The 20404-nt window shown below is 71.0% G+C and carries 18 protein-coding genes; 16 read left to right on the top strand and 2 right to left on the bottom strand.

Annotation, left to right across the window (positions count from 1 at the left end; translation table 11 throughout):
• Window positions 1–693, top strand: coding sequence for a demethylmenaquinone methyltransferase (locus ABD335_RS00200; RefSeq protein WP_344319912.1), 693 nt, complete (start codon window positions 1–3; stop codon window positions 691–693).
• 18 nt (window positions 694–711) lie between these two features.
• Here the strand turns inward: ABD335_RS00200 and ABD335_RS00195 are convergent, their stop codons facing one another.
• Window positions 712–1005, bottom strand: a complete 294-nt coding sequence (locus ABD335_RS00195; protein WP_344319911.1) for a hypothetical protein — start codon at window positions 1003–1005, stop codon at window positions 712–714.
• 206 nt (window positions 1006–1211) lie between these two features.
• Between ABD335_RS00195 and ABD335_RS00190 the strand changes: the two genes are divergently transcribed.
• The gene (locus ABD335_RS00190) at window positions 1212–2519 is read left to right on the top strand and encodes a geranylgeranyl reductase family protein (RefSeq protein ID WP_344319910.1); all 1308 of its coding nucleotides are present in this window, start codon (window positions 1212–1214) and stop codon (window positions 2517–2519) included.
• Between the two features lie 178 nt (window positions 2520–2697).
• On the opposite strand, the gene ABD335_RS00185 is transcribed toward ABD335_RS00190, so the two are convergent.
• A complete protein-coding gene (locus ABD335_RS00185; RefSeq protein WP_344319909.1) occupies window positions 2698–3519 on the bottom strand; it encodes a C40 family peptidase in 822 nt (273 codons plus the stop codon).
• Window positions 3520–4237: 718 nt separating this feature from the next.
• On the opposite strand from ABD335_RS00185, the gene ABD335_RS00180 reads away from it, so the two are divergent.
• The 14 genes from ABD335_RS00180 to nuoN are packed head-to-tail and all read left to right on the top strand — an operon-like array spanning window position 4238 to window position 20390.
• Complete coding sequence (locus ABD335_RS00180; RefSeq protein WP_344319908.1) at window positions 4238–4597, top strand: NADH-quinone oxidoreductase subunit A; 360 nt, start codon at window positions 4238–4240, stop codon at window positions 4595–4597.
• Between the two features lie 10 nt (window positions 4598–4607).
• Window positions 4608–5162 carry a NuoB/complex I 20 kDa subunit family protein gene (locus ABD335_RS00175; RefSeq protein WP_344319907.1) on the top strand — a complete coding sequence of 185 codons (555 nt, stop codon included), beginning with the start codon at window positions 4608–4610 and terminating at the stop codon, window positions 5160–5162.
• The gene (locus ABD335_RS00170) at window positions 5159–5875 is read left to right on the top strand and encodes an NADH-quinone oxidoreductase subunit C (RefSeq protein WP_344319906.1); all 717 of its coding nucleotides are present in this window, start codon (window positions 5159–5161) and stop codon (window positions 5873–5875) included. Before ABD335_RS00175 ends, ABD335_RS00170 begins: the two co-directional genes overlap by 4 nt.
• Window positions 5875–7212 carry an NADH-quinone oxidoreductase subunit D gene (locus ABD335_RS00165; protein ID WP_344319905.1) on the top strand — a complete coding sequence of 446 codons (1338 nt, stop codon included), beginning with the start codon at window positions 5875–5877 and terminating at the stop codon, window positions 7210–7212. The genes ABD335_RS00170 and ABD335_RS00165 overlap by 1 nt, the downstream gene beginning before the upstream one ends.
• A 17-nt stretch (window positions 7213–7229) precedes the next feature.
• Window positions 7230–8066 carry an NADH-quinone oxidoreductase subunit NuoE gene (gene nuoE, locus ABD335_RS00160; protein ID WP_344319904.1) on the top strand — a complete coding sequence of 279 codons (837 nt, stop codon included), beginning with the start codon at window positions 7230–7232 and terminating at the stop codon, window positions 8064–8066.
• Window positions 8066–9406 carry an NADH-quinone oxidoreductase subunit NuoF gene (gene nuoF / locus ABD335_RS00155; RefSeq protein ID WP_344319903.1) on the top strand — a complete coding sequence of 447 codons (1341 nt, stop codon included), beginning with the start codon at window positions 8066–8068 and terminating at the stop codon, window positions 9404–9406. Before nuoE ends, nuoF begins: the two co-directional genes overlap by 1 nt.
• Complete coding sequence (locus ABD335_RS00150; protein WP_344319902.1) at window positions 9403–11949, top strand: NADH-quinone oxidoreductase subunit G; 2547 nt, start codon at window positions 9403–9405, stop codon at window positions 11947–11949. Before nuoF ends, ABD335_RS00150 begins: the two co-directional genes overlap by 4 nt.
• Entirely contained in the window at window positions 11949–13355 is a 1407-nt protein-coding gene (nuoH, locus tag ABD335_RS00145; RefSeq protein ID WP_344319901.1) for an NADH-quinone oxidoreductase subunit NuoH, read from the top strand. Before ABD335_RS00150 ends, nuoH begins: the two co-directional genes overlap by 1 nt.
• Window positions 13348–13974, top strand: a complete 627-nt coding sequence (nuoI, locus tag ABD335_RS00140; protein WP_344319900.1) for an NADH-quinone oxidoreductase subunit NuoI — start codon at window positions 13348–13350, stop codon at window positions 13972–13974. The genes nuoH and nuoI overlap by 8 nt, the downstream gene beginning before the upstream one ends.
• The gene (locus ABD335_RS00135) at window positions 13971–14903 is read left to right on the top strand and encodes an NADH-quinone oxidoreductase subunit J (RefSeq protein ID WP_344319899.1); all 933 of its coding nucleotides are present in this window, start codon (window positions 13971–13973) and stop codon (window positions 14901–14903) included. Before nuoI ends, ABD335_RS00135 begins: the two co-directional genes overlap by 4 nt.
• Entirely contained in the window at window positions 14900–15199 is a 300-nt protein-coding gene (nuoK, locus tag ABD335_RS00130; RefSeq protein WP_031510977.1) for an NADH-quinone oxidoreductase subunit NuoK, read from the top strand. The genes ABD335_RS00135 and nuoK overlap by 4 nt, the downstream gene beginning before the upstream one ends.
• Window positions 15200–15212: 13 nt before the next feature.
• Window positions 15213–17159: an NADH-quinone oxidoreductase subunit L gene (nuoL, locus tag ABD335_RS00125; RefSeq protein ID WP_344319898.1), complete on the top strand. Its 1947-nt coding sequence runs from the start codon at window positions 15213–15215 to the stop codon at window positions 17157–17159.
• A 4-nt stretch (window positions 17160–17163) separates the two neighbouring features.
• Entirely contained in the window at window positions 17164–18759 is a 1596-nt protein-coding gene (locus tag ABD335_RS00120) for an NADH-quinone oxidoreductase subunit M (protein WP_344319897.1), read from the top strand.
• The gene (gene nuoN, locus ABD335_RS00115) at window positions 18756–20390 is read left to right on the top strand and encodes an NADH-quinone oxidoreductase subunit NuoN (RefSeq protein WP_344319896.1); all 1635 of its coding nucleotides are present in this window, start codon (window positions 18756–18758) and stop codon (window positions 20388–20390) included. The genes ABD335_RS00120 and nuoN overlap by 4 nt, the downstream gene beginning before the upstream one ends.
• The last annotated feature ends 14 nt before the right edge of the window (window positions 20391–20404 follow it).

Below are 20404 nucleotides of genomic sequence, written 5' to 3'. Positions count from 1 at the left end.
GTGACGCGCGCATCCCTGGACAAGCAGCCCCGTGAAGTCGCCGCGATGTTCGACAAGGTGGCGGCCCGGTACGACCTCACCAACGACGTGCTGTCCCTGGGGCAGACACGGCTGTGGCGGCGCGAGGTCGCCCGGGCCGTGGACGCGCGGCCGGGAGAGCGGGTGCTCGACCTGGCGGCCGGGACGGGGACGTCGTCGGTGCCGTTCGCGAGCGCCGGGGCGTACACCGTGCCGTGCGACTTCTCCCTCGGGATGCTGCGCGAGGGGAAGAAGCGCGAGCCGTGGATGCCGTTCACCGCCGGCGACGCGACGCGCCTGCCGTTCGCCGACGACGTGTTCGACGCCGTCACCATCTCCTTCGGGCTGCGGAACGTCCACGACACCGACGCCGCGCTGCGCGAGATGCTGCGGGTGACCAGGCCCGGCGGGCGGGTGGTCATCTGCGAGTTCAGCCACCCCACCTGGGCGCCGTTCCGCACCGTCTACACCGAGTACCTGATGCGGGCCCTGCCGCCGCTGGCGACCGCCGTGTCCAGCAACCCGGACGCGTACGTCTACCTCGCCGAGTCCATCCGCGCCTGGCCGGACCAGCCCGCCCTGGCCCGCCGGCTCCAGGACGCGGGCTGGACGAGGGTGGCCTGGCGGAACCTGACGGGCGGGATCGTCGCCCTGCACCGGGGGTTCGCCGCGTAGGGGCGGCTCCTCACCGGTTCACAGGTCGAGGCGGAAGCGGAGGCCCGCCGACTTCGAGGTGGGGTTCGGGGTGGGGACGGCGTACGTCTCGGCCCGGCGCATGCCCGGGCGGCGGGTGACCGCGATGGAACGCTCGTCGCCTTCCTCGACCATGGCGACGACGTGCCGGGCGCCGGTGAAGCCGGCCGGCTCGCCGCCGCCGTCCGGCACCGTCCACGGGCAGAAGCCGTGCTCGGCCGCGTGCCGGCGCTGCCGCTCGGCGAACTCCCGGTACTCCTCCGGCGGCAGGGAGGCTCCGCCGTGGAACTCCATCACCGCCGGGTCGTCGAAGAGGCGGCGCCAGGAGACGGCGTCCTCGGGGGTCGGCCCGCGCGGGGAGACACGCGCAGGGAGAGCGGCGGGGGGCTCGACGGCATGGGCATCCCCTCAGGGTGAGCGGTCGACCACCCCCATAGACTGCACACATCCAGTGCCCGGCGCGACCGGCACGCCGACCATCGAGACCTGTGGAGTCCGTCGTGGCCGAATCCTCCTCGAAGCCCTCCGCGAAGGCAGTCTCCGAGCACAGCGCCGATGTGATCGTGGTGGGGGCCGGTCCGGCCGGGTCCACCACCGCCTACCACCTGGCCCGCTCCGGGCTCGACGTCCTGCTGCTGGAGAAGACGGCCTTCCCTCGGGAGAAGGTCTGCGGTGACGGTCTGACCCCGCGCGCGGTCAAGCAGCTCGTCGCGATGGGCATCGACGTCTCCGAGGAGGCGGGCTGGCTGCGGAACAAGGGCCTGAGGATCATCGGCGGCGGCGTCCGGCTCCAGCTCGACTGGCCGGAGCTGGCGAGCTTCCCGGACTACGGGCTGGTCCGCAAGCGCGACGACTTCGACGAGCAGCTGGCCCGGCAGGCCGAGAAGGCCGGGGCGCGGCTGTACGAGCGGTGCAACGTCGGCGCGCCGATCGTCGACGAGCGCACGGGGCGGATCACCGGCGTCGAGGCGAAGCTGGGCGAGGAGAAGAGGCCGGTCGCCTTCCACGCGCCGCTGGTGGTCGCGGCCGACGGCAACTCCACGCGGCTCTCGGTGGCCATGGGCCTGCACCGGCGCGACGACCGTCCGATGGGCGTGGCGGTCCGCACGTACTTCACCTCGCCGCGCCACGACGACGACTACCTGGAGTCCTGGCTGGAGCTGTGGGACCGGCGCGGTCCCCAGGACCGGTTGCTGCCCGGCTACGGCTGGATCTTCGGCATGGGCGACGGCACCTCCAACGTCGGGCTGGGCGTGCTCAACACCTCGTCGTCCTTCAAGGAGCTGGACTGGCGGGAGATCCTCAAGGCGTGGTGCGCCTCGATGCCCGAGGAGTGGGGCTACACGCCGGAGAACATGACGGGCCCGATCCGCGGTGCCGCGCTGCCGATGGCGTTCAACCGGCAGCCGCACTACACGCGGGGGCTGATGCTGGTCGGCGACGCGGGCGGCATGGTCAACCCGTTCAACGGCGAGGGCATCGCGTACGCCATGGAGTCCGGGCGGATCGCGGCCGACGTCGTCGTCCAGGCCCTCGCCCGGCAGACCCCGGCGCAGCGCGAGCTGGTGCTGCGCCGCTACCCGAGGATCCTGAAGGACACCTACGGCGGGTACTACACGCTGGGCCGGGCGTTCGTGAAGCTGATCGGCAACCCGAAGATCATGAAGCTGGCCGCGGAGCGCGGTCTGACACATCCGCTGCTGATGCGCTTCACGCTGAAGCTGCTGGCCAACCTGACGGACCCGCAGGGCGGCGACGCGATGGACCGGATCATCAACGGGCTGGCGAAGGTCGCCCCGCGCGCGTAGGGGCGCCGCCGCGCGTCCACACCGCCGCGCGCTCCCGCCGCCGTCCGCCGGTGCGGACGGGGCGCGAGGGCGGCACGTGACGCCGGAGGCGCGGGAGGTGCGTGGAGATGCGTGAGGTCGCGTCCGGAATGCCGGACGCGACCTCACGCGCATGTCGGGGAGAGGACGCCGCGGGACGTCAGAGCACGCGCACCGCGCCCGTGGGCATGTCGTAGCTCATGTCGCGCTCGACGATGCCGGTGGAGGGGTTCTGGGCGCCGATGAAGCGTCCGTTCCCGATGTAGACGGCCACGTGGTAGGCGCTGCCCGCACTGCCCCAGTAGAGGATGTCGCCGGGCCGGAGGTTGTCCAGGGAGACCTGGGTGCCCGCCGTGGACTGGCTCTGGGAGGTGCGGGGCAGGCTGATGCCGAGCTGGCGGAAGGCGGCCTGGGTGAGACCGGAGCAGTCGTAGGCGCTGGGACCGGTGGCGCCCATGACGTAGGACTTGCCGATCTGCGCGCGCAGGAAGGAGACGAGGGTCGCCACGTTGCCGCCGCCGGTCGGGGCGGGCGCCTCCGCGGTGGAGTCCGCGGTGGAGGTGGCGACGGTGGTGCGCTGCGCGTCGCGCGCGGCGCGTTCCTGGGCCGCGCGCTCGGCACGCTCCCGTGCGGCGGCCTCCGCGGCCCTCCGCTCCGCCTCCTTCTTGGCCTTGGCGCGCTCGGCGGCCTGGTCGATCGCCTTCTCGGCGGCCCGGGTGCGCGCGGCCTCTGCCTCGTACTGGACCGCGATCGCCTGCGTCGCGTCGACGGCCCGCTGGGTGCCGGCCGCCAGGTCGGAGGTGATCGTGGGCATCTCGACGGTGTCGGCGGCCGGCTTCTTCTCCTCGGCGGAGGAGGGGGCCGCCGCCGCGGTCACCGCGAGGGTGCTGAGGACGCCACCGGCAACGCCCGTCCGCAGCAGGGGATTCCTGCTCGCGCGGCGGGGTTTCCGGTGGCTGCGTATATGGGCGGTCTGGGACATGACACCACGGCTACCAGCCGTCGGAGGTTCCGTTCAACAAAGGTGTGTTACGCCACACTCGTCGTGTACGCGTCCGGTTGGGGCCTTGTCGCGCACTCCTGCGACCTCTTCCGGAAGTTGATCATTGCCCCGCTAGAGGGCCGTGACCATGCCATTGTCCGATTGATCCACTTCGTTCTCCGGCCCTACCACGCGGGGTCGTCCCCGCGCAAAGTCGAGGGTCCGCGAGGGGCGGGGGTCGTGGTGAAGGTCACAGATTGAGCACGGTTTCACGATCTTGTGACATCCGGCGGTCCGGGCGCGGTCGTCCGCGGGTGCGCCCGCGGGTGCTCCACGCGCGACCCCGGGCGAGCGAAGGGCGCTTTTTAACAAGGCCCGACGTCCAGCGCAAATTTGCGTGTAGCGGTCATCATTTGATAGTGCACACCGCCTCCGACCAGCCACGACGCGGCGGGATGTCACGTGTGGTGATCAGTCGACCGCTTCGCGTGCGAAGATCGCCCTCCATCCGGCTTCGTGATTCTTCGTCAGGTGGTGAAGATCACAAAGTCGTTGCCGCACCCGTGTCGCAGATCACAGAGTGCCGGGCATAGGATGCAGTCGAATCGGGCTTGTGAACTGCCTCACATGTACGCGATCTTCGTGAACGGCACACCGGTCCGAGAACGGCCCGCAGCGGCCCGCCGACAGCGTCGTCGACTGGAAGGAGCGAGGAGCGGTGAACGTCTACGCGCCCATCCTCGTACTGGGAGCCCTCGGAGCAGGCTTCGCGATCTTCTCCGTGGTGATGGCCTCGATCGTCGGCCCCAAGCGCTACAACAGGGCCAAGCTCGAGGCGTACGAGTGCGGCATCGAGCCCACCCCGCATGCGGCGGGCGGCGGGCGCTTTCCGATCAAGTACTACCTGACGGCGATGCTCTTCATCGTCTTCGACATCGAGATCGTCTTCCTCTACCCCTGGGCCGTCACCTTCGACGCCCTGGGGCTGTTCGGGCTCGTGGAGATGCTGCTCTTCGTGCTCACCGTCTTCGTCGCCTACGCCTACGTCTGGCGGCGCGGCGGCCTGGAATGGGACTAGGGGCGTACACATGGGTATCGAAGAGAAACTGCCGAGCGGCTTCCTGCTGACCACCGTCGAGAAGGCCGCGGGCTGGGTCCGCAAGTCCTCGGTCTTCCCCGCCACGTTCGGCCTCGCCTGCTGCGCCATCGAGATGATGACCACCGGCGCCGGCCGCTACGACCTCGCCCGCTTCGGCATGGAGGTCTTCCGCGGCTCGCCGCGCCAGGCCGACCTGATGATCGTGGCCGGACGGGTCAGCCAGAAGATGGCGCCGGTGCTGAGGCAGGTCTACGACCAGATGCCGAACCCCAAGTGGGTCATCTCCATGGGCGTCTGCGCCTCCTCGGGCGGAATGTTCAACAACTACGCGATCGTGCAGGGCGTCGACCACATCGTGCCCGTCGACATCTACCTGCCCGGCTGCCCGCCGCGTCCCGAGATGCTGCTGGACGCGATCCTCAAGCTCCACCGGAAGATCCAGGAGGAGAAGCTCGGGGTCAACCGCGAGCAGGCCGCGCGCGAGGCGGAGGAGGCGGCGCTGAAGGCGCTTCCGACGATCGAGATGAAGGGGCTGCTCCGATGAGCGACGGACAGGTCAACGGAACCGGCGCCGTCCCCGCGCCGCGCGAGGACTCCGGCGAGGTGATCGACGTCCGCCGGGGCATGTTCGGCGCCAAGGAGGGCGGCGACACCTCCGGCTACGGCGGACTGGTGCGGACGGTACGGCTGCCCGGCGCGACGAGCCGGCCGTACGGCGGCTGGTTCGACGAGGTGGCCGACGAACTGGAGGGGGCGCTGGAGGAACAGGGGCTGGTGCCCGAGAACGTGATCGAGAAGACGGTCGTGGACCGCGGCGAGATCACCTTCCACATCGCCCGCGAACACCTCCCGACCGTGGCCCGGACCCTCCGCGACGACCCGGCGCTGCGCTTCGAGATGTGCACCGGCGTCAGCGGCGTGCACTTCCCCGGCGACAAGGGCCGCGAGCTCCACGCCGTCTACCACCTGCGCTCGATCACCCACAACCGGCTCATCCGGCTGGAGGTCGGCGTCCCCGACAGCGACCCGCACATCCCGTCGATCGTCTCGGTGTACCCGACCAACGACTGGCACGAGCGCGAGACCTACGACTTCTTCGGCCTGATCTTCGACGGCCACCCCGCGCTCACGCGGATCATGATGCCCGACGACTGGCAGGGCTTCCCGCAGCGCAAGGACTACCCCCTCGGCGGTATCCCCGTCGAGTACAAGGGCGCCCAGATCCCGGCTCCCGACCAGCGGAGGTCGTACAGCTGATGAGCACCTCGCACGCAACCCCGCCCGCCGCCGCCCGCGAGACGACCGAGGGCACCGTCTACACCGTCACCGGCGGGGACTGGGACGAGATCGCCACCGCCGCCGCCAAGGGCGACGACGAGAAGATCATCGTCAACATGGGGCCGCAGCACCCGTCCACGCACGGCGTGCTCCGGCTCATCCTGGAGATCGACGGCGAGACGGTCACCGAGGCCCGCTGCGGCATCGGCTACCTCCACACCGGCATCGAGAAGAACCTCGAGTACCGGACGTGGACGCAGGGCACGACCTTCGTGACGCGCATGGACTACCTCACGCCGTTCTTCAACGAGGTGGCGTACTGCCTGGCCGTGGAGAAGCTGCTGGGCATCGAGGACCGGATCCCGGACCGGGCCAACGTCATCCGCGTGATGATGATGGAACTCAACCGGATCTCCTCCCACCTGGTGGCCATCGCCACCGGCGGCATGGAGCTGGGCGCCACCACGGTGATGATCTACGGCTTCCGGGACCGCGAGATGGTCCTGGACCTCTTCGAGCTGATCACCGGCCTGCGGATGAACCACGCCTACATCCGTCCCGGCGGCCTCGTCCAGGACCTGCCGGCCGGCGCGCTGGACCACCTCCGCGAGTTCGTGAAGAAGATGCGGAAGAACCTGCCGGAGTACGACAAGCTCTGCACCGGCAATCCCGTCTTCCAGGCCCGTCTGAAGGACGTCGGCTACCTGGACCTGGCCGGCTGCATGGCCCTCGGCGCCACCGGGCCCATCCTCCGCTCCACCGGACTCCCGCACGACCTGCGCAAGACCCAGCCGTACTGCGGATACGAGACCTACGACTTCGAGGTCGCCACCCAGGACACCTGCGACTCCTACGGCCGCTTCCTGATCCGGCTGGAGGAGATGCACCAGTCGCTGCGGATCGTCGAGCAGTGCCTGGACCGGCTGGCGGAACCCGGCCCGGTGATGATCGACGACAAGAAGATCGCCTGGCCCGCGCAGCTCGCGATCGGCCCGGACGGACTCGGCAACTCGCTGGACCACATCAAGAAGATCATGGGCACCTCGATGGAGGCCCTGATCCACCACTTCAAGCTGGTGACCGAGGGGTTCCGGGTGCCGCCGGGCCAGGCGTACGCCGCCGTGGAGTCCCCCAAGGGCGAGCTGGGCGTGCACGCGGTCAGCGACGGCGGGACACGCCCGTACCGGGTGCACTTCCGCGACCCGTCCTTCACCAACCTGCAGACCATGGCGGCGATGTGCGAGGGCGGCCAGGTCGCCGACGTCATCGTCGCCGTCGCGTCCATCGACCCCGTGATGGGAGGCGTCGACCGGTGACAGAGGTATCGCTCGGGATGCCCCGACTCCCCGCCCCCGACTACCCGGCCGAGGTCCGCGCCCGGCTGGAGGCGGACGCGAAGGAGATCATCGCCCGCTACCCCGGCAGCCGCTCCGCGCTGCTGCCGCTGCTGCACCTGGTGCAGTCCGAGGAGGGGCACGTCACGCCCACCGGGATGCGCTTCTGCGCGGAGATGCTCGACCTGACCACGGCCGAGGTCAACGCCGTCGCCACCTTCTACACCATGTACCGGCGCAAGCCGTCGGGCGACTACCAGGTGGGGGTGTGCACCAACACCCTGTGCGCGGTGATGGGCGGCGACGCCATCTTCGAGGCGCTCCAGGAGCACCTGGGGGTCGGCAACAACGAGACCACCGAGGACGGCAAGGTCACCCTCGAACACATCGAGTGCAACGCGGCCTGCGACTACGCGCCCGTGGTCATGGTCAACTGGGAGTTCTTCGACAACCAGACGCCCGAGAGCGCCAAGAAGCTCGTCGACGACCTCCGCGCGGGACGCGAGGTGCGGCCCACCCGCGGCGCCCCGCTGTGCACCTTCAAGGAGACCGCGCGCATCCTCGCCGGCTTCCCCGACGAGCGGCCCGGCGCCGTGGAGGCGAGCGGCAGCGCCGGACCCGCCTCGCTGGCCGGGCTGCGGCTCGCCAAGGGCGAGGCGTCGGGACCGAAGGTCGTCTCGCCGCGCGGAGGGGAGGCCCCCGCGACGGCCGGACAGCCCACCACCTCCACCGGCGAGGCGCCCGAGCCGCACCCCAGCTCCCACGACGCCCCGCAGCGGACCGCCGCCTCCGACCCCGACAACCCGGCCGGCCCGGTGACGAAGGAGGGCAAGTGATGGCCACGGAGCCAGCGGAGAAGGTGCTGTCACCGGTGCTCTCGGCCTTCTGGGACGACCCGACGTCCTGGACGCTGGAGACCTACCGGGCCCACGAGGGCTACGAGGGCCTGCGCAAGGCGCTGGCCATGAAACCCGACGACGTCATCGCGTACGTCAAGGACTCCGGCCTGCGCGGCCGAGGCGGCGCGGGCTTCCCCACGGGCATGAAGTGGCAGTTCATCCCGCAGGGCGACGGCAAGCCCCACTACCTGGTGGTCAACGCCGACGAGTCCGAACCGGGCACCTGCAAGGACATCCCCCTCCTCTTCGCCAATCCGCACGCGCTCATCGAGGGCATCGTGATCGCCTGTCACGCGATCCGCTCGAACCACGCCTTCATCTACCTGCGCGGCGAGGTCGTCCCCGTGCTGCGGCGCCTCCACGCCGCCGTGCGCGAGGCCTACGAGGCGGGCTACCTCGGGAAGAACATCCTCGGCTCGGGCCTGGACGTGGAACTCACCGTGCACGCGGGCGCGGGCGCGTACATCTGCGGCGAGGAGACCGCACTCCTCGACTCGCTCGAAGGGCGCCGCGGCCAGCCCCGACTGCGTCCTCCCTTCCCGGCCGTCGCGGGCCTGTACGCGTGCCCCACTGTGGTGAACAACGTCGAATCCATCGCCTCGGTTCCCGCGATCATCCACCGGGGCAAGGAGTGGTTCCGCTCGATGGGCAGCGAGAAGTCCCCGGGCTTCACGCTCTACTCCCTCAGCGGCCACGTCGCCAACCCCGGCCAGTACGAGGCGCCGCTCGGCATCACCCTGCGCCAACTGCTGGAGATCAGCGGCGGGATGCGCCCCGGCCACCGGCTGAAGTTCTGGACCCCGGGCGGCTCCTCGACCCCGCTGCTCACCGACGAGCACCTCGACGTCCCGCTGGACTACGAGGGCGTCGGCGCCGCGGGCTCGATGCTCGGCACCAAGGCGCTCCAGTGCTTCGACGAGACCACCTGCGTGGTGCGCGCGGTGACCCGCTGGACGGAGTTCTACGCCCACGAGTCCTGCGGCAAGTGCACCCCCTGCCGCGAGGGAACGTACTGGCTGGTCCAGTTGATGCGCGACATCGAGGCCGGCAAGGCGTCCATGGCCGACCTCGACAAGATCGCCGACATCGCCGACAACATCAACGGCAAGTCCTTCTGCGCCCTCGGCGACGGTGCCGCCAGCCCGATCTTCTCCTCCCTGAAGTACTTCCGCGAGGAGTACGAGCGGCACGTCACCGGACGCGGCTGCCCCTTCGACCCGGCCAAGTCGACCCTGTGGGCCGACAACACCACCGCACACCTGGAGGTGAACGCGTGACCGTCACCACCGACGCCAAGACCTCCGGGGGCGGGGAGGCGAAGCCGCCCCGGGCCGCCGAGAACACGGTCTCGCTGACCATCGACGGCATCGAGATCAGCGTGCCCAAGGGCACCCTGGTCATCCGCGCCGCCGAACTGCTCGGGATCGAGATCCCGCGCTTCTGCGACCACCCGCTGCTGGACCCGGCCGGCGCCTGCCGCCAGTGCATCGTCGAGGTCGAGGGCCAGCGCAAGCCCATGGCGTCCTGCACCATCACCTGCACCGACGGGATGGTCGTCAAGACGCAGCTCACCTCGCCCGTGGCCGAGAAGGCCCAGCGCGGGGTGATGGAGCTGCTGCTCATCAACCACCCGCTGGACTGCCCGGTCTGCGACAAGGGCGGCGAGTGCCCGCTGCAGAACCAGGCCATGTCCCACGGGCAGGCCGAGAGCCGCTTCGAGGGCCGCAAGCGGACCTTCGCCAAGCCCGTGCCGATCTCCGCGCAGGTGCTGCTGGACCGCGAGCGCTGCGTGCTGTGCGCCCGCTGCACCCGCTTCTCCAACCAGATCGCGGGCGACCCGATGATCGAGCTGCTGGAGCGGGGAGCGCTCCAGCAGGTCGGCACCGGCGAGGGCGAGCCCTTCCAGTCCTACTTCTCCGGCAACACCATCCAGATCTGCCCGGTGGGCGCGCTCACCTCGGCGGCGTACCGGTTCCGCTCCCGCCCCTTCGACCTGGTTTCCTCCCCGAGCGTGTGCGAGCACTGCGCCGGCGGCTGCGCCACCCGCACCGACCACCGGCGCGGCAAGGTCATGCGGCGGCTGGCGGCGGACGACCCCGAGGTCAACGAGGAGTGGATCTGCGACAAGGGCCGCTTCGCGTTCCGCTACGCCCAGCAGCACGACCGGCTCACCCACCCGCTGGTGCGCAACCCCGAGACCGGCGAACTGGAGCCCGCGAGCTGGCCGGAGGCCCTGGAGACCGCCGCCCGCGGCCTGTCGGCGGCCCGCGGCCGCGCCGGTGTGCTCACCGGCGGACGGCTGACGGTGGAGGACGCCTACGCGTACGCCAAGTTCGCGCGGGTCGCCCTCGGCACCAACGACATCGACTTCCGCGCCCGCGTCCACAGCGCCGAGGAGGCCGACTTCCTCGCCTCCCACGTCGCCGGACGCGGAGTGGACATCGACGACACGGGTGTCACCCACACCGCGCTGGAGAAGGCCCCGGCCGTCCTGCTGGTCGGCATCGAGGCCGAGGAGGAGGCCCCCGGCGTCTTCCTGCGGCTGCGCAAGGCGTACCGCAAGCGCGGACAGCGCACCTTCGCCCTGGCCACCCACGCCACCCGCGGTCTGACGAAGGCCGGCGGCACCCTGCTGCCCGCCGCGCCCCACACCGAGACCGAGTGGCTGGACGCGCTCGCCGGCGGCGTCGGCCTCGACGAGCGGGGACAGGAGGCGGCCGAGGCGCTGCGCGCCGAGGGCTCGGTGATCGTCGTCGGCGAGCGGCTGGCCGCCGTGCCCGGCGGGTTCACCGCCGCCGTGCGGGCCGCCACCGCCACCGGCGCCCGCCTGGTGTGGATTCCGCGCCGGGCCGGGGAGCGCGGTGCCGTCGAGGCCGGAGCGCTCCCGACGCTGCTGCCCGGCGGACGCCCGGCCGACGACCCGCGCGCCCGCGAGGAGACCGCCGCCGTCTGGGGCGTCGCCGACCTGCCGCACCGCCACGGCCGCGACACCGGCCGGATCGTCGAGGCCGCCGTGGCCGGCGAACTCGCCGCGCTGCTGGTCGCCGGCGTCGAGATCGCCGACCTGCCCGATCCGGAACGGGCCCTCCGGGCGCTGGAGGAGGCGGACTTCGTGGTCAGCCTGGAACAGCGGCCCTCGGCGGTCACCGAGCGGGCCGACGTGGTCTTCCCCGTCGCCGCGGTGGTGGAGAAGGCGGGCTCCTTCCTCAACTGGGAGGGACGGAGCCGGCCGTTCGAGGCCGCGATCAAGCCCGACCAGCTCACCCGCCGCAGCGTCCCCGCCGACGCCCGCGTCCTCCACATGCTCGCCGACGCGCTCGACGTCCACCTCGGACTGCCGGACGTCCGGACGATCCGCGCCGAGATGCGGCGGCTGGGCACCTGGAGGGGCCCGCGCGCCGCGGGCCCGGAGGAGAGCGCCCGGGAGACGGCGCGGCAGACGCCGCGTCCCGCCGTCGGAGAGGCCGTGCTCGCCGGCCACCGGCTGCTGCTCGACCAGGGACGGCTCCAGGACGGCGACGAGGCGCTCGCCGGCACCCGGCACGCCGCCGTCGCCCGGCTGTCGGCCGCCACGGCCGCCGAGGTCGGGGTCGCCGGCGGCGAGGCGCTCACCGTCACCGGCCCGTCCGGGAGCGTGACCCTGCCGCTGGAGATCACGCCGATGCCCGACCGGGTGGTCTGGCTGCCGCTCAACTCGGCAGGCAACGGCGTCCACCGCGACCTGGGCGCCGTGCCCGGCCGGCTCGTGAAGCTCTCGCCGGCGCGGAAGACCGCCGCGACCGCCGCGGGCACGGAGGAGACGAAGGGGGTGGAGGCGTGATGAGCCCGTCCGTCCTGGCCGGCGGGACGACGGTCCTCGCCGAGGAGGACCTGTCGATGTTCGGCACCGATCCCTGGTGGCTGATCGCGCTCAAGGCGGTCTTCTGCTTCGCGTTCCTGATGGTGACCGTGCTGATCTCCATCGTGATGGAGCGCAAGGTCGTCGCCTGGATGCAGCTGCGCATCGGCCCCAACCGGCACGGCCCCTGGGGCATGCTCCAGTCGCTCGCCGACGGCATCAAGCTGATGCTCAAGGAGGACATCAACGTCAAGGCCGCCGACAAGGCCGTCTACATCCTGGCCCCCATCGTCGGCGCCGTCCCGGCCTTCATGGCCATCGCGGTGATCCCCTTCGGCCCGCCCGGCAACGAGGTGTCGATCTTCGGCACCCGTACCGCGCTCCAGCTCACCGACCTGCCGGTGGCGGCCCTGTACATCCTCGCCACCGGCTCCGTCGCCGCCTACGGCGTGGTGCTGGCCGGCTGGTCGTCGGGCTCCACCTACCCGCTGCTCGGCGGTGTGCGGGCGACCGCGCAGGTCATCTCCTACGAGGTCGCGATGGGCCTCAGCTTCGCCGCGGTCTTCCTCTACTCCGGGTCGATGTCCACCTCGACGATCGTCGGGGCGCAGACCGACACCTGGTTCGGGGTGCTGCTGCCGGTGTCGTTCATCATCTACATGGTGGCGATGGTCGGCGAGGCCCACCGCGCGCCCTTCGACATGCCCGAGTCCGAGGGCGACCTGGTCGGCGGCTTCAACACCGAGTACTCGTCGATCAAGTTCGCGATGTTCATGCTCGCCGAGTACGTCCACATGGTCACCGTCTCGGCCCTGGCGGTGACGCTCTTCCTGGGCGGCTGGCGCGCCCCGGCGCCGATCAGCACCTACTGGGAGGGCGCCAACCACGGCTGGTGGCCGATGCTGTGGTTCATCGTCAAGGTGAACCTGCTGCTGTTCCTCTTCGTGTGGCTGCGCGGCACGCTTCCCCGCGTCCGCTACGACCAGTTCATGAAGCTGGGCTGGAAGGTCCTCATCCCCGTCTCGCTGGTCTGGCTGATGCTCGTCGCGACCGTGCGGGCGCTCCGGAACGAGGGCCGCGACTTCGCCGACATCGCGATGTGGGTCGCCGGCGTGGCGCTCGCGCTGCTCCTGCTGTCCCTGGTCTACGACACCCTCCGCGAGCGCAAGGAGCGCGCGGAGGAGGAGAGCGGGAAGGCGGCGGCCGGACCCGAGGAACCCTTCGACCCGATGGCGGGCGGCTACCCCGTGCCGCCGCTGCCGGGACAGACCCTGCCGCCCGTACCGCGCAGGCGACCGCGCCGCGAACGGGAGACCGTCGGCGTGGCGGCCGGCGCGGACGGCGAGTCCAGCGAGACCGGCAAGGCCAGGGAGGCCGACGATGCCTGAGTTCGAGAATCCGGTGGCCGGCTTCGGCGTGACCTTCAAGGCCATGTTCAAGAAGCGGCTCACCGAGCAGTACCCCGAGGAGAAGAAGCCCACCGCGCCGCGCTTCCACGGCCGGCACCAGCTCAACCGGCACCCGGACGGGCTGGAGAAGTGCGTCGGCTGCGAGCTGTGCGCCTGGGCCTGCCCGGCGGACGCGATCTACGTGGAGGGCGCGGACAACACCGACGAGGAGCGCTACTCGCCGGGCGAGCGCTACGGCCGCGTCTACCAGATCAACTACCTGCGCTGCATCCTGTGCGGCCTGTGCGTCGAGGCGTGCCCCACGCGGGCGCTGACCATGACCAACGAGTACGAACTGGCCGACCGGACCCGCGAGTCCCTCATCTACACCAAGGAGGAGCTGCTCGCGGGGCTGGAGGAGGGCATGGTCGACACCCCGCACGCCATGTACCCGGGCACGACCGAGCAGGACTACTACCGCGGTCTGGTCACCGAGGCGGCGCCCGGCACGGTCCGGCAGGAAGCCCACTCGAAGAACCCGGGGAACGAGGCGCCGCAGGCCGCCGCCCACACCTTCGGCCCCGAGGAACCGGCCTCCGAGGCGGTGAGCGGGAAGTGACCGCCACCACGCTCCTCGCGGCGACCTCCACCTCCACCGGCGAGGCGGTCCAGTTCTGGGTCCTGGGCACCATCGCGGTGCTCGGCGCGCTCGGCACCGTCCTGATGAAGCGGTCGGTGCACTCGGCGCTCTGCCTCGCCGGAACCATGGTGATCCTGGCCGTCTTCTACCTGGCCAACGGCGCGTACTTCCTGGGCATCGTCCAGATCGTCGTCTACACGGGCGCGGTCATGATGCTCTTCCTGTTCGTGCTGATGCTCGTCGGCGTCACCGCCGCCGACTCGCTGAAGGAGACGATCAAGGGCCAGCGTTGGCTGGTGGCCCTGTGCGGCCTCGGCTTCGGCATCCTGCTGATCGCCGGGATCGGCAGCGCCTCCGTCGACAGCTTCGTCGGCCTCGCCGAGGCCAACGCCGGCGGCAACGTCCAGGGCCTGGCCCGGTCGCTGTTCACGGACTACGTCTTCGCCTTCGAGATCACCGGCGCGCTCCTGGTCACCGCGGCCGTCGCCGCCATGGTGCTCACCCACCGCGAGCGCACCGAGCGCCGGCGGACCCAGCGCGAGCTGGCCGAGAAGCGCGTCCGCGAGGGCAAGCACCTGCCGCCGCTGCCCGCGCCCGGCGTGTACGCCCGGCACAACGCCGTGGACATCCCCGGCCTGCTGCCCGACGGCACCCCCGCCGAGCTCACCGTCAACGCCACCCTGCGCGAGCGCGGCCAGGTGCGGGACGTCTCCCGCGAGGCCCTGGCCGACCTGGCGGCGCTGGAGCGGCGCACCGGGGAGTACCTGGGACGGAACGGGACGGACACGCGCGCCGTGCGGGACGCGGCGGACGTCCGGGGCGACATCTCCGACGACGCCCCGGACACGGGCGGAAACCGCGCCGAGGGCCGTGACGCCGAGGACCGTGACAGGGAGGCCGCCAAGTGAACCCGGTCAACTACCTCTTCCTGGCCGCCCTGCTGTTCACCATCGGGGCCTCGGGAGTGCTGCTGCGGCGGAACGCGATCGTCGTGTTCATGAGCATCGAGCTGATGCTGAACGCGGCCAACCTCGCGCTCGTCACCTTCTCCCGGATGCACGGCAACCTCGACGGCCAGATCATCGCGTTCTTCACGATGGTCGTCGCCGCCGCCGAGGTCGTGGTCGGTCTGGCGATCATCGTGACGATCTTCCGCTCCCGCCACTCGGCCTCGGTCGACGACGCCGGCCTGATGAAGCTGTAAGGGGTAGCGAACAGTGGAGACTTTGATCGGACTGCTCGTCGCGGCCCCGCTGCTGGGCGCGGCCGTACTGCTGTGCGGCGGCCGGAGGCTGGACCGCGTCGGCCACTGGATCGGCACGGCGCTCGCCGCGGCGTCCTTCGTCGTCGGGGCCGTCCTCTTCGCCGACATGCTCGGCCGGGAGGCGGACGAGCGGGCCCTGCACCAGCACGTGTTCAGCTGGATCCCGGTCGGCGGCTTCCAGGCGGACGTCGCCTTCCGGCTCGACCAGCTCTCGATGACCTTCGTCCTGCTGATCACGGGCGTGGGCACGCTGATCCACGTCTACTCGATCGGCTACATGGAGCACGACGAGCGGCGCCGCCGCTTCTTCGGCTACCTCAACCTGTTCCTCGCGGCGATGCTCCTGCTGGTGCTCGCCGACAACTACCTGCTGCTGTACGCCGGTTGGGAGGGCGTGGGCCTCGCCTCGTACCTGCTGATCGGCTTCTGGCAGCACAAGCCCAGCGCGGCGACGGCCGCGAAGAAGGCGTTCATCGTCAACCGCGTCGGCGACGTCGGCCTGTCGATCGCCATCATGATCATGTTCAGCACGTTCGGGACGTTCGCCTTCGGCCCGGTGCTGGACTCGGTCGGCGAGACGAGCGAGGGCACGGCCACCGCCATCGGCCTGATGCTGCTGCTGGCCGCCTGCGGCAAGTCCGCGCAGGTGCCGCTCCAGTCCTGGCTGGGCGACGCGATGGAAGGCCCGACCCCGGTCTCCGCCCTCATCCACGCCGCGACCATGGTGACCGCCGGCGTCTACCTGATCGTCCGCTCCGGCGCGATCTTCGAGGCGGCGCCCACCGCGCAGACCGCGGTGGTCGCCGTCGGCGCGGTCACGCTGCTGTTCGGTGCCATCGTCGGTTGCGCCAAGGACGACATCAAGAAGGCCCTGGCGGGCTCGACGATGTCGCAGATCGGCTACATGGTCCTGGCCGCGGGCCTGGGCCCGATCGGCTACGCCTTCGCGATCATGCACCTGGTCACCCACGGCTTCTTCAAGGCCGGGCTCTTCCTCGGCGCCGGCTCGGTGATGCACGGCATGAACGACGAGGTGGACATGCGCCGCTACGGCGGACTGCGCAGGTACATGCCCGTCACGTTCGTCACCTTCGGGCTGGGCTACCTGGCGATCATCGGCTTCCCCGGCCTGTCCGGCTTCTTCTCCAAGGACAAGATCATCGAGGCGGCCTTCGCCAGGGGCGGCACCGAGGGCTGGATCCTCGGCGGCGCGGCCCTGCTGGGCGCGGCCATCACCGCGTTCTACATGACCCGCGTGATGCTGATGACGTTCTTCGGCGAGGAGCGCTGGCGCAACGCGCCCACCCCGTCGCCCGAGAGCCCGGACGTGGAGCCCGCCGCGCAGACCGGGGGCGAGTACGAGGTCCCGCACCCGCACGAGTCGCCGAGGTCGATGACGATCCCGATGATCGTCCTCGCCTTCGGATCGGTGTTCGCGGGCGGGCTGTTCAGCTGGGGCGACGCCTTCGTCCACTGGCTGGAGCCGGTCACCGCCTTCGAGCACGGACATCCGCCGATCAGCGCCCTCACGGTCACGACGGCCACGGTCGTCGCCCTGGTGCTGGGCGTCGGACTGGCCTGGCTGCAGTACGGTCGCCGCCCCGTGCCGGCCACCGCACCGCGCGGCTCGCTGCTCACCCGCGCCGCGCGCCGCGACCTGCTCCAGGACGACTTCAACCACGTGGTGCTGGTCAAGCCCGGCGAGTACCTCACCCGCGGGCTGGTCTACCTCGACCACACGGTGGTCGACGGTGTCGTCAACGGCACCGCCGCGGCGGTCGGCGGCCTGTCCGGCCGGGCACGGCGGCTCCAGAACGGTTACGCCCGCTCGTACGCGGTCTCGATGTTCGGCGGTGCGGCGATCCTGATCGCCGCGACCCTGCTGATGAGGGCGGTCTGATCCCATGTCATTTCCCCTGCTGACGGCGGTAGCGGTGCTGCCCGCGCTGGGCGCGATCGCCACCGCCGCCGTACCCGCCGCCAGGCGTACCGCGGCCAAGTGGCTGGCCCTGGCCGTCTCCCTGGCGACCCTGGTCCTCGCCGCGATCGTCGCCTTCCGCTTCGACCCGGGCGGCGACCGCTACCAGCTCACCGAGTCCCACACCTGGATCGCCGACTTCGGCGTCCGCTACGAACTGGGCGTGGACGGCATCGCGGTCGCCCTGATCGCGCTGACCGCCCTGCTCGTCCCGTTCGTCATCCTGGCCGGCTGGCACGACGCCGACGTCCTGGAAGAGGAGAGGCCGAACCGCCGGTGGCGGCCCACCCAGGGCTTCTTCGCGCTGATCCTGGCCGTCGAGGCGATGGTGATCATCTCCTTCGAGGCCACCGACGTCTTCCTCTTCTACATCTTCTTCGAGGCCATGCTCATCCCGATGTACTTCCTCATCGGCGGCTTCGGAGACCGCGCGGGACCGCACGGCGAGGAGGAGACGGCCAAGCAGCGCTCCTACGCCGCCGTCAAGTTCCTGCTCTACAACCTCGCCGGCGGCCTGATCATGCTGGCCGCCGTGATCGGCCTCTACGCCGTCACCGCCGACCAGCTCGGCACCGGCACCTTCTCCCTCCAGGCGATCACCGAGGCCCGCCAGGCGGGCGAGCTGACGATGTCCACCGGCACCGAACGGCTGCTCTTCCTGGGCTTCTTCCTCGCCTTCGCGGTCAAGGCGCCGCTGTGGCCGCTGCACACCTGGCTGCCGAACGCGATGGGCGAGTCCACCGCCCCGGTGGCCGTGCTCATCACGGCGGTGGTCGACAAGGTGGGCACCTTCGCGATGCTCCGCTTCTGCCTGGGGCTGTTCCCCGAGGCCAGCCAGTGGGCCACCCCGGTGGTGGTGGTGCTGGCGCTGGTCAGCATCATCTACGGCGCCCTGCTCGCCGTCGGCCAGCGCGACATCAAGCGGCTGGTGGCGTACGCGTCGATCTCGCACTTCGGCTTCATCATCCTGGGCATTTTCGCGATGACCAGCCAGGGCCAGAGCGGGGCGACGCTCTACATGGTCAACCACGGGATCTCCACCGCGGCCCTGATGCTGGTCGTCGGCTTCCTGATCTCGCGCCGCGGATCGCGGCTCATCGCCGACTACGGCGGGGTGCAGAAGGTCGCCCCGGTGCTGGCCGGCACCTTCCTGGTCGGCGGGCTGGCCACCCTGTCGCTGCCGGGCCTGGCACCGTTCGTCAGCGAGTTCCTGGTGCTGGTGGGCACGTTCACCCGCTACCCGGTGGCCGGGGTCGTCGCGACGCTCGGCATCGTCCTGGCGGCGCTGTACGTGCTGGTGCTCTACCAGCGCACCATGACCGGACCGGTCAAACCCGAGGTCGAGCGCATGCCCGACCTGAGGGTGCGCGAACTGGCGGTGGTGGCGCCGCTGATCGCCCTGCTGATCTTCCTCGGCGTCTTCCCGAAGCCGCTGACGGACGTCGTCGACCCGGCGGTCCAGCACACCCTCTCCGACGTGCAGAAGACCGACCCCAAGCCTGAGGTGGAGGCCGCCAAGTGAGCACCACCACGGAACTCACCCTGCGGGCGCAGGACCTGATCCCCGCGCCCGACATCGAGTACGGGCAGCTCGCGCCGGTGCTCATCGTCATCGGGGCCGCCGTCGTCGGCGTCCTCTTCGAGGCGTTCCTGCCGCGTCGGGCCCGGTACGCCGCCCAGACGCTGCTGTCGGGCCTCGCCCTGGCGGCGGCGTTCGCGGCCGTCGTCGGACTGGCCGTCGCGGGGAACGCCTCCACCGAGGCGGGTCTGGTCGCCATGGGCGCCCTGGCCGTGGACGGTCCGGCGCTGTTCCTCCAGGGCGTGATCCTGCTGGTGTCGCTGGTGTCGGTGTTCACCTTCGCCGAGCGACGACTCGACCCGCGGGCGCACGGCAGGCACGTGGACTCCTTCGCCGCCGAGGGCGCCGCCGTGCCCGGCGGCGAGAGCGAGAAGGCCGCGGTCAAGGCCGGGTTCACCACCACCGAGGTCTACCCGCTGCTGCTCTTCGCGGTCGGCGGCATGCTGGCCTTCCCGGCCGCCAACGACCTGCTGACCCTCTTCATCGCCCTGGAGGTCTTCTCCCTGCCGCTGTACGTCCTGTGCGCGCTGGCCCGCCGCAAGAGGCTGCTGTCGCAGGAGGCCGCGCTCAAGTACTTCCTGCTCGGCGCCTTCTCCTCCGCCTTCCTCCTGTTCGGCATCGCGCTGCTGTACGGCTACGCGGGCACCGTGAAGTACGCGGGCATCGCGGAGGTCGTCTCGGACACCAACAGCGGTGTCACCGAGGCGCTCGCCGCGACGACGGGCAACGACGCCCTGCTGCTCATCGGCGGGGCGCTGCTGCTGATGGGTCTGCTGTTCAAGGTCGGCGCCGTGCCGTTCCACATGTGGACCCCGGACGTCTACCAGGGCGCCCCGACCCCCGTCACGGGCTTCATGGCCGCCGCCACCAAGGTCGCCGCCTTCGGCGCCCTGCTGCGGCTGCTGTACGTCGTCCTGCCGGGTCTGACCTGGGACTGGCGGCCGGTGATGTGGGGCGTGGCGATCGCCTCGATGGTGGCCGGCGCGATCATCGCCGTCACCCAGACCGACGTCAAGCGGCTGCTGGCGTACTCCTCGATCGCGCACGCGGGCTTCATCCTGGCCGGTGTGATCGCGGCGACGCCGGACGGCATCTCCTCGGTGCTGTTCTACCTGGCCGCCTACTCCTTCGTCACGGTCGGCGCCTTCGCCGTGGTGACGCTGGTGCGCGACGCGGGCGGCGAGGCCACGCACCTGTCCAAGTGGGCCGGGCTGGGCCGCCGCTCGCCGCTGGTGGCCGCGGTCTTCGCGGTCTTCCTGCTGGCCTTCGCCGGTATCCCGCTGACCTCCGGCTTCACGGGCAAGTTCGCGGTCTTCAAGGCGGCGGCGGAGGGTGGCGCGGGGGCGCTGGTGGTCGTGGGCGTGATCGCCTCGGCCGTCGCGGCGTTCTTCTACATCCGCGTCATCGTCCTGATGTTCTTCAGCGAGCCGCGGGCGGGCGGGCCGTCGGTCGCCGTACCCAGCCCGCTCACCTACACGGCGATCGCCGTCGGCGTGGTGGTGACGCTGGTCCTGGGCGTGGCCCCGCAGTACTTCCTGGACCTGGCGTCCCAGGCGGGGGTCTTCGTGCGCTGAGGTGTGCTGAGGCC

The sequence above is a fragment of the Streptomyces macrosporus genome (assembly GCF_039533145.1).
In the GTDB taxonomy this organism is placed as follows: Bacteria; Actinomycetota; Actinomycetes; order Streptomycetales; family Streptomycetaceae; genus Streptomyces; species Streptomyces macrosporus.
The sequence above is the reverse complement of the archived record's forward strand: the minus strand, read 5'-3'. Positions and strand labels throughout refer to the sequence as shown.

Excerpts from the sequence above, each read along its gene's own strand:
- ABD335_RS00195 (WP_344319911.1), bottom strand. The coding sequence starts at position 1,005 with ATGGAGTTCCACGGCGGAGCCTCCCTGCCGCCGGAGGAGTACCGGGAG.
- ABD335_RS00185 (WP_344319909.1), bottom strand. The coding sequence starts at position 3,519 with ATGTCCCAGACCGCCCATATACGCAGCCACCGGAAACCCCGCCGCGCG.
- ABD335_RS00175 (WP_344319907.1), top strand. The coding sequence starts at position 4,608 with ATGGGTATCGAAGAGAAACTGCCGAGCGGCTTCCTGCTGACCACCGTC.
- ABD335_RS00170 (WP_344319906.1), top strand. The coding sequence starts at position 5,159 with ATGAGCGACGGACAGGTCAACGGAACCGGCGCCGTCCCCGCGCCGCGC.
- ABD335_RS00165 (WP_344319905.1), top strand. The coding sequence starts at position 5,875 with ATGAGCACCTCGCACGCAACCCCGCCCGCCGCCGCCCGCGAGACGACC.
- nuoE (WP_344319904.1), top strand. The coding sequence starts at position 7,230 with ATGCCCCGACTCCCCGCCCCCGACTACCCGGCCGAGGTCCGCGCCCGG.
- nuoF (WP_344319903.1), top strand. The coding sequence starts at position 8,066 with ATGGCCACGGAGCCAGCGGAGAAGGTGCTGTCACCGGTGCTCTCGGCC.
- nuoH (WP_344319901.1), top strand. The coding sequence starts at position 11,949 with ATGAGCCCGTCCGTCCTGGCCGGCGGGACGACGGTCCTCGCCGAGGAG.
- nuoI (WP_344319900.1), top strand. The coding sequence starts at position 13,348 with ATGCCTGAGTTCGAGAATCCGGTGGCCGGCTTCGGCGTGACCTTCAAG.
- ABD335_RS00120 (WP_344319897.1), top strand. The coding sequence starts at position 17,164 with ATGTCATTTCCCCTGCTGACGGCGGTAGCGGTGCTGCCCGCGCTGGGC.